Below are 326 nucleotides of genomic sequence, written 5' to 3' on the forward strand. Positions count from 1 at the left end.
TTCCTGCGCCGTATGCTGCCGATCCTGGTCCTGATGCTGCTGATCAACCAGATGGACCGGACGAACGTGGGCTTCGTCCAGGACGAGCTCAGGGCCGACGTCGGGGTGAGCGCCACCGCTTACGGTCTGGGCGCCGGGCTGTTCTTCATCGGGTACGCCCTGTTCGAGGTGCCCAGCAACATGCTGCTGGAGCGGTTCGGCGCACGCGTGTGGCTGACCCGGATCATGATCACCTGGGGTGCGGTGATCGTGACGATGTGCTTCATCCACAACGTGTGGATGTTCTACGCGCTGCGCTTCCTGCTCGGCGTCGCGGAGGCCGGCTT

Annotated in this window: 1 protein-coding gene; it reads left to right on the forward strand. The window is 64.4% G+C overall.

Annotation, left to right across the window (positions count from 1 at the left end):
* On the forward strand, positions 1 to 326 hold a 326-nt coding region (locus tag DSY14_RS28420), incomplete at both ends, for an MFS transporter (protein WP_211719642.1).

Source organism: Nocardiopsis sp. MG754419 (assembly GCF_018207095.1).
Classification (GTDB): domain Bacteria; phylum Actinomycetota; class Actinomycetes; order Streptosporangiales; family Streptosporangiaceae; genus Nocardiopsis.